The sequence below is a fragment of the uncultured Treponema sp. genome (genome assembly GCF_946187725.1).
Lineage (GTDB): Bacteria > Spirochaetota > Spirochaetia > Treponematales > Treponemataceae > Treponema_D.
On record NZ_CAMHSK010000001.1, the window covers coordinates 219277 to 225607 of the forward strand.

General features: G+C 43.3%; 5 protein-coding genes and 1 pseudogene. 2 read left to right on the forward strand and 4 right to left on the reverse strand.

Annotation, left to right across the window (positions count from 1 at the left end; genetic code table 11):
- Nucleotides 1-135 precede the first annotated feature (135 nt).
- Nucleotides 136-1698: a tagaturonate reductase gene (locus tag Q0Q74_RS00965; protein WP_294427637.1), complete on the forward strand. Its 1563-nt coding sequence runs from the start codon at nt 136-138 to the stop codon at nt 1696-1698.
- 197 nt (nt 1699-1895) lie between these two features.
- On the forward strand, nt 1896-2123 hold the full coding sequence (locus tag Q0Q74_RS00970; RefSeq protein WP_294427641.1) for a hypothetical protein: 228 nt from the start codon (nt 1896-1898) through the stop codon (nt 2121-2123).
- A 129-nt stretch (nt 2124-2252) separates the two neighbouring features.
- Here the strand turns inward: Q0Q74_RS00970 and Q0Q74_RS00975 are convergent, their stop codons facing one another.
- The 4 genes and pseudogenes from Q0Q74_RS00975 to Q0Q74_RS00990 all read right to left on the reverse strand — a co-directional run.
- On the reverse strand, nt 2253-3104 hold the full coding sequence (locus Q0Q74_RS00975) for a transposase (protein ID WP_294427644.1): 852 nt from the start codon (nt 3102-3104) through the stop codon (nt 2253-2255).
- Between the two features lie 14 nt (nt 3105-3118).
- Nucleotides 3119-3850: a transposase gene (locus tag Q0Q74_RS00980; protein WP_294427646.1), complete on the reverse strand. Its 732-nt coding sequence runs from the start codon at nt 3848-3850 to the stop codon at nt 3119-3121.
- Nucleotides 3851-3986: 136 nt separating this feature from the next.
- Entirely contained in the window at nt 3987-4649 is a 663-nt protein-coding gene (locus Q0Q74_RS00985) for a DUF1566 domain-containing protein (protein ID WP_294427648.1), read from the reverse strand.
- 1026 nt (nt 4650-5675) lie between these two features.
- Nucleotides 5676-6331: pseudogene (locus Q0Q74_RS00990) on the reverse strand (hypothetical protein); the annotation flags it as partial.

Here is a 6331-nt window from a genome sequence, read left to right on the forward strand (position 1 = left end):
CAAAAAAAAATAATTAAAAATTTTTTTCACGGTTTTAATCAAAAAGGTGTCAATAATCGCTATATGAATTTTTGAGTTTCAAGATTATAAAATTAGAGAAGATTTTAATTCAGGTAAATTCCGGAGGTTCAGATTATGGCTCTTAAATCAATAAAAGATGTAGTAAAGAAGGTTCAGCGACCAGAAAAGGTTCTTCAGTTCGGCGAAGGCGGATTTTTGCGCGCATTCGTAGACTGGCAGATTGATATTGTAAACGAAAAAACCGATTTTAACGGCAATATCGTAATCGTTCAGCCGCTCGAAAAAGGCATGATTGATGCAATGAATGCACAGGACAATCTTTACACAACAGTTCTCCGTGGCATGAAAGACGGAAAACCAACTGTTGAGACACGGGCTATTAATTCAATCAGCCGCTCAATCAACCCATACACAAACTATGATGATTATATCGCATTGGCTTCAAGCCCGGATTTGCGATTCATCGTTTCAAACACAACAGAGGCCGGAATCCGCTTCGACACAGAAATTGATGGAGTTCCAGTTACACTCGATCAGAAGCCGCAGAAAAACTTCCCTGCAAAAGTAACTGCATTCCTTTACAAACGATTCCAGGCTTTCAAAGGCGACACATCAAAAGGCATGATTTTGATTCCTTGTGAGCTTTCAGATCAGGCAGGTCTCAACCTCCGAATCAACATCCTCCGCTACGCAGAAATGTGGCAGCTCGGACCGGACTTCATCAACTGGTTCGACGAGGCTTGTGATGTTTGTTCATGCTTGGTTGACCGCATCGTTCCGGGATATTTCCCACTCCTTTCTAAAGAAGAAAACGGCAAAACTCAGGCAGAGAACCTTTGCGAAAAACTCGGCTACGAAGACAAACTCCTTGACTCAGCAGAGCTTTTCCACTTCTGGGTTATCGAATCTAAAAAATCACACGAAGATGAACTTCCACTCGTTAAAGCAGGCCTTTCAGTTAAGTGGGTTCAGAACATGGACTACTACCACACACGAAAAGTCCGCATCTTGAACGGCGCACACACATCTTCTGTTTTGGCAGCATTCCTCGCAGGTTCAAACTATGTTCAGGACATCGTTTGCTCAGAGAAAGTCGGAAGCGGATTCAACACACCGAACGCAGACGCTCAGAAATTCATGCACGACATCATCTTCAATGAAATCGTTCCTTCAATAGACGGCGACCAGGAAGACCTCAAGAAATACGCACAGGATGTATGGACACGCTTCCAGAATCCGTTCAACCCGCACCGCCTCATCGAGATTTCTTTGAACTCAGTCGCTAAATACTGGACACGCTGTTTGCCATCAGTTACACAGTCAATCAAAAAGAGCGGCTCAGTTCCAAAATTGCTCGGATTCTCAATCGCAGCCCTCATCGCATTCTACAACGGCACCGAAATCAAAACAGACGAGAAGGGCGCAAAATACCTCGAATCTAAACGCGACGATGGCGTTTACCCGAACAAGGACACAATGCCAGTCCTCGAATTCTTCGCAGCCCTCAACAAAGAGACAAAAGACGCAAAAGTAATCGCAAACCGCGTCCTCTCAAATGTTGATTTCTGGAAAGAAGATTTGACAAAATACGCAGGACTCGAAGCCGCAGTTGCAGGCCACCTCGCTGATATCCAGAGCAAGGGAATGAAGGCTGCATTGGCTGAGATTGTGAAATAAATAGTAACGACAGAATTTATCAGGCTGGTCGAAAGACACAAGTCCATCTAAAGGCGGGGAAATTCCTCGCCTTTTTTTTCTCCTACTATGTGAGAAAGGGGATGTAGAATATAAAAACTTAGACAAATATATACAATTTCAAAAGAACTGTGATAGAATATTTATTGGAAGAAAAATGTAATCTTTTGGTGTATAAAATGAGAAAAGAATTTTGTGAAAAAGACGGAATTTTGATTACTTATACTGATACTGATGTTTGTTTTGAAGATTGCAAAACGGCAGAATCTATTCTGCTCACGAACGATGGCGAAGTTATACATTCCAATTTTGATTCAGAAAAAAATGAATATTTCAAGAAGTACCTAAAACAAATTTATTCTTCGATAACAAGTTTCAGAAACTTAGATGCATTGGAGAGCGCATAATGCTAGATTTCATGATGAGCAGAGGTTTGGAGGGGGCTGTCCTAGAAGTTAATAATAACTTCATATGGACAGCCCCTTTTTCATGTTCAAGCGCTCTTTTTTGAGGATTTGTCCATTTTGTTTTTTTCTTTAGGCATTCATTAAGCGAATCAGTTGCTTAAAATCATATCCAATCATCAACAAGCCCCATTCTGTTCCAACTTTTTCTTTCCCACGGAGATGAAATCTTCTGAATTTTAGATTACCTTTTGTCTGACCGAAGACGGTTTCGCATTCGGTGGAACGTTTTTTCATAAGAGATTTATATTCTTCTGTTGCGAGATAGTTTTTTACTTTTGTTTTCTGTTCAAGCCAGTGATCGTTTCTCTGAACCATTCGTCCATATTCTGATTTAGTACATAACTCTCTGAATGGGCAGCCCTCACAGTTTTCACATTGGTAAACATCCACGGTCTGTTCATAGCCAGAATCGCTTTTTCTTTTTCGTGTCAGTTTGTAAGGAACTGGATTTCCGCAGGGACATGTATATTCTTTCTGAACGGAATCGTATTTCCAGTTTTCTGCATTGAATGTTTTCTTCTTAAAACTTCTTTTCATTTCTTTTTCGTAACTTGTGTACTTTACAATTCCAGTTATTTCATTCTTTTCAAGATAATCGTAATTTTCTTCACTTCCATAGCCAGCATCTGCTATCACAGTATTGAACTTACAGTTAAGCCGTTTCTGAACATTTTCAAGATGAGGTATAAAGGTTCGTGTGTCAGTCGGATTCGGAAATACATCATAACCAATTACAAAATTATTCTCTGTGCCGACCTGAATGTTGTAGCCAGGTTTAAGCTGACCGTTGAGCATATGATCTTCTTTCATCCGCATGAAAGTTGCATCTTCATCAGTTTTTGAATAACTGTTTCTGCCTTTGAAAGTTTCGTTTGAGTTTTCATATTTCTCTTTTCTTGGAAGATAATCTTTTTCAATCAAACGTTTTGCTTTTTTCAGTTTTTTTTTATATCTTTTGATTCGTCGTCCTCAAGATTATTGATTTCGGCAAGTTTTTTATTAATCGGTTCTGCCACTTCCTTTATTTCTTCACTAGTTACCGGAGTGTCATCGCCCGTTTCGGCAAAATCTTTGTCACCGTAAATCTGATTTTCTTTCTTGGTAATTTCTTCTACATCTTTGAGGAATACTTTTAGTTTCTCATCCAGATTCTTCTCATTTTTTTCTACAGCTTTTTTCCACACGAAAGTATATTTATTTGCTGCGCTTTCGATTTTTGTCCCGTCAACAAAATATTTTTCAAGGCTAACATAACCTTTTCTGTTCAGAAGCTTTACTGTTGATACAAATATTTCTTCAATTGAGTTTTTTAACTTTTCACTACGGAATTTGTTAATCGTCCTGAAATCAGGTTGCTGAAAGGCTGTAAGCCACATTACATTTACATTCTCCCGGCACTGCTTTGCAATCTGCCTTGAAGAATAAGTTCCTGTCATGTAGCAGTAAATCAATACCTTAAAAAGCATGACCGGAGTGTAACGACTTGCACCTCCGCCTTTTGTATTTTTTTCAAAAACTTCTCCAATCTTAAGTTCGTCTACCGTTTTACTGACTATTCTTACAAAATGATTTTGCGGAACCAGTTCATCCAGGCTTGGTGGCAGAAGCCACTGCTCGCCCTGATTATACGGTTTGTATGTAATTTTATCGCTTACGCCTCTGCTCATATTTAAATTTTAGCAGATTTGAATTCTCTTGTAAATTTAAAATAATTGAGGCTGCCCAATTCTTTTTGGACAGCCCCCTCCAAATGTTTCTGCATGGGGAGTCACTGTGTACCGTTACATAGCGACAACCGCTACGCTATTTAAAAGCCCGGACACAACAGACATAGTTATCGTAGTTCTTGCTGATGAAGTCCACTTTGCCGTCAGAGATAGTGACATCCCACGCTTCGTAGTAGTAGTAGCCGTTCTGCGACGACGACCAATAGAAATCACACAAGTGTATTCCACCCACTGCATTTAATACTGCATTCAGCACGGTCTTGCTTCTGTAGATGTAACAAAGTTCTGCAATGCTCGGCATGTACCAGCCGTCAGCGTATTCGCCTGTAAGACCGAACGTCGTGGCGTAATTGTTCACGTAGTTGAACGCCGGGTAGTTTGTCGCCGCGTCCGCAGTTCCCGCAGGGTCTACGGAGCAGATGTACGCCCAGTTGTCGCTTCCGTCCGTGTCGCCCTTAAAGGTAGCCGTATCTGCCACACCCGAACCAGCATTGCTTGGCGTACAGACGATGTCGCTGAATTTCGTGTTGTAACCCGTCGTTCCGCTTGGTGCCCACCTGTACTCTCCGCTGTTCGTTCCGCCGTAAGAATTGTATATGCCCAGCCAACCGCGTGGTATGCCGTACTCGTCAAGTCCGTACAGAACGCCCACCGCCTTTGACTTCTGTTCAGAGGTAAAGGTAAGGTTGTCTGCATCATAGCGCACAATCGTGCCGTCGCTCAGGAGCACGTCGCCCACGCTGTACGCGCTGACTACCTTGAGCGTGCCGGTTATCAAATTCGTGCCGTAGCGCACCGTAATGTCGTATTCACCAACCGTTCCCGGAATGGTGAACGTGGCAGTTAACAGGGTGTCGCTTGTACGCGTAAAGCTGGTGCTTGCAACGATGCTCGGCTTACCCGCGCAAGTTGCCGTGAAATTGGACAAAACCACATCTGGCGTGTCAAAGTTTTTTCCGATGATTGTCGCCGTAACCGTGTTGCCTACCTCCGTGAACTCGACCTGAGGAATGGTGAAACTCGTGAAATTGGGCACATCGTAAACCTGCAATGTCCGTGTGCGCGAGGTCACCACAGCATCTCCGAACAGCACCCCTACCGTGTAGGTATCATTCGCCATGGGAACGGGAATCTCTGTGTCGATTGTCTGGGGATTTTCTCCGCTTGTCGCCGTCCATCGAACCGCGCTCGTGTCTACGGCAACCGGCTCGGTATAGTACGCTGCTCCCGTAGAGTCGTACAACTGAATGTACGGAGCGGTCAAGTCAAGGTTGCTGCCCTCGATGCGCACATAATACCTTGTGGAAGCCGTCACATTGTTCAGGGGAATCTGCACCTTGGCGCTGGTGTACTCACTTCTGTTCAAGGAGTGAAACACTGAAAACAGGGATGACCCTGCGCTTACAGTGAAGCGCGCTGTATGCGTCGTGTCCGTTTCATCATTGCCAATCTTGCACAGCACCGTGTACGTACGGTCTCTATAATCAGAATTAGAACTTGTTGAAGGAGCGGTAATAGTTGCGGTGGCTGTTCCGGCCGCTTTGTCGAGTGTCGCAACCGTAGTGGTCATGTTTCCGCTCGGGTCTTTTGTCTGAATCTTTACGACCGTGCCTTCCTCAATCTGCTCTGCGTTCATCAATCTGGCAACCACCGTCACAGTCTGGTCAGCATCGTTGTACGCCAAATGGTAGCGGCTCAAAGTGATGTCCTGTACGCGAGCACCTTCCGCCGGAGTAACGCTTGCTGTCTGAACAACGCTCGCATTTCATGTTTTGTCAACGGCTTTAACAGAGAACACATATTCGCTTCCGTCAACTTCAATATCGCTCAAAACATACGGAGAAGTCGCATGAGAATCAGTAACGACTGCTGTTCCGACCTTTGTGTAGCTTAATGAAATGTAATCCAAATCACTGTCTGTCGGGTTCACCCATGTTACGGTGATTTTCTGAGTGCTTGTCATGTATTTTGCAGTCAGTCCGCTTACAGCTGCCGGGGCTGTTTTGTCGATGTTTGAGATTTTGTCTTCTGTCGCAACAACATAGCCACCACCTTTTTTGGCTGCCACGGTGTAATATCCGTTCTTAGTTGCCGTGATTTTGTATTTTCCTTCTGAATCAGCTGTAATCGCCGTGAATGAAGCGTTTGTTAAAACAGATTTTGAATCTGACCAGTCAATTTGAGATTCTGAATATACAAATCCGACTTTTGAAAGGTTATCTTCCGTAACATTCACAGTGATTGTGACATCTTGGTTTGTAAGTTCTTCCGTACTAAGAAGAGTTGCAATTGCGTAAGAACCGATTGAAGAAGTCAATCCAGAAGAAATTATTGTGGTTCCGCCAGTGCCACTCGTACCATCTCTCCCGTTTGCTCCTGCTTTTGCAAGAAGAGTCCAACCGTCGGTTGTGTAAATGTATG

Bases quoted from the DNA above. Each gene is read 5' to 3' on its own strand.
- Q0Q74_RS00965 (WP_294427637.1), top strand. From the start codon at position 136: ATGGCTCTTAAATCAATAAAAGATGTAGTAAAGAAGGTTCAGCGACCA.
- Q0Q74_RS00970 (WP_294427641.1), top strand. From the start codon at position 1,896: ATGAGAAAAGAATTTTGTGAAAAAGACGGAATTTTGATTACTTATACT.
- Q0Q74_RS00980 (WP_294427646.1), bottom strand. From the start codon at position 3,850: ATGAGCAGAGGCGTAAGCGATAAAATTACATACAAACCGTATAATCAG.